The organism is Psychrobacter sp. FME13 (assembly GCF_014861395.1).
In the GTDB taxonomy this organism is placed as follows: domain Bacteria; phylum Pseudomonadota; class Gammaproteobacteria; order Pseudomonadales; family Moraxellaceae; genus Psychrobacter.
Genome location: NZ_RRYV01000267.1, coordinates 1 through 1932, shown reverse-complemented (window position 1 = coordinate 1932; position 1932 = coordinate 1). Strand labels below are relative to the sequence as shown.

Annotated in this window: 2 tRNA genes and 1 rRNA gene; all 3 read right to left on the bottom strand. The window is 50.3% G+C overall.

Annotated elements, in window-relative coordinates:
- Position 1: 1 nt before the first annotated feature.
- Positions 2 to 77, bottom strand: a tRNA-Ala gene (locus tag EI164_RS15840).
- A 9-nt stretch (positions 78 to 86) separates the two neighbouring features.
- Positions 87 to 163, bottom strand: a tRNA-Ile gene (locus tag EI164_RS15835).
- Between the two features lie 89 nt (positions 164 to 252).
- Positions 253 to 1791 (bottom strand): 16S ribosomal RNA (locus EI164_RS15830).
- Between the last annotated feature and the right edge of the window lie 141 nt (positions 1792 to 1932).

The window sequence follows — 1932 nt, the reverse complement described above, 5'->3', positions numbered from 1 at the left end:
ATGGTGGAGCCAAACGGAGTCGAACCGTTGACCTCCTGCGTGCAAGGCAGGCGCTCTACCAACTGAGCTATGGCCCCGTAAAATAATGGTAGGCCTGGGCAGACTTGAACTGCCGACCCCCGCGTTATCAACACGGTGCTCTAACCAGCTGAGCTACAGGCCTTTGTATGCCTACAAAGGCAAAAGCTAATAAATACTAGCTTAAACTAAAGAACAACTTGTTGTGAATTCTTGCTGACCGAATGTCATCTATAAGGAGGTGATCCAGCCGCAGGTTCCCCTACGGCTACCTTGTTACGACTTCACCCCAGTCATCAACCACACCGTGGTGATCGCCTCCCCGAAGGTTAGGCTAACCACTTCTGGTGCAATCAACTCCCATGGTGTGACGGGCGGTGTGTACAAGGCCCGGGAACGTATTCACCGCGGCATTCTGATCCGCGATTACTAGCGATTCCTACTTCATGGAGTCGAGTTGCAGACTCCAATCTGGACTACGATAGGCTTTTTGAGATTCGCATCACATCGCTGTGTAGCTGCCCTCTGTACCTACCATTGTAGCACGTGTGTAGCCCTGGTCGTAAGGGCCATGATGACTTGACGTCGTCCCCGCCTTCCTCCAGTTTGTCACTGGCAGTATCCTTAGAGTTCCCGGCTTAACCCGCTGGTAACTAAGGACAAGGGTTGCGCTCGTTGCGGGACTTAACCCAACATCTCACGACACGAGCTGACGACAGCCATGCAGCACCTGTATTCTAATTCCCGAAGGCACTCCCGCATCTCTGCAGGATTCTAGATATGTCAAGACCAGGTAAGGTTCTTCGCGTTGCATCGAATTAAACCACATGCTCCACCGCTTGTGCGGGCCCCCGTCAATTCATTTGAGTTTTAACCTTGCGGCCGTACTCCCCAGGCGGTCTACTTATTGCGTTAGCTGCGTCACTAAGTCCTCAAGGGACCCAACGACTAGTAGACATCGTTTACGGCGTGGACTACCAGGGTATCTAATCCTGTTTGCTACCCACGCTTTCGAGCCTCAGTGTCAGTATGATGCCAGGAAGCTGCCTTCGCCATCGGTATTCCTTCAGATCTCTACGCATTTCACCGCTACACCTGAAATTCTACTTCCCTCTCACCTACTCTAGCTTAACAGTATCAGATGCAGTTCCCAGGTTAAGCCCGGGGATTTCACATCTGACTTATCAAGCCACCTACGCTCGCTTTACGCCCAGTAATTCCGATTAACGCTTGCACCCTCTGTATTACCGCGGCTGCTGGCACAGAGTTAGCCGGTGCTTATTCTGCAGCTAATGTCATCGCATATGGGTATTAACCATATGGTCTTCTTCACTGCTTAAAGTGCTTTACAACCAAAAGGCCTTCTTCACACACGCGGCATGGCTGGATCAGGGTTGCCCCCATTGTCCAATATTCCCCACTGCTGCCTCCCGTAGGAGTCCGGGCCGTGTCTCAGTCCCGGTGTGGCTGATCATCCTCTCAGACCAGCTACAGATCGTCGCCATGGTAGGCCTTTACCCCACCATCTAGCTAATCCGACTTAGGCTCATCTAATAGCGAGAGCAGTAAACTGCCCCCTTTCTCCCGTAGGTCGTATGCGGTATTAATTCGAGTTTCCCCGAGCTATCCCCCACTACTAGGTAGATTCCTAAGTGTTACTCACCCGTCCGCCGCTCGACGCCTGATAGCAAGCTATCATCGTTTCCGCTCGACTTGCATGTGTTAAGCCTGCCGCCAGCGTTCAATCTGAGCCATGATCAAACTCTTCAGTTTAATCTATCTGAAGCCTTTACCTATAAATAGGAAGATGACTTCTAATCTTGGCTCATTTATCTAGCAAATCGCTTAAAATTATGTTCGTAATGAATTAACTTTGAGTTTTTCTGCTGAGTAAATGATAATTTTTATAGTTAG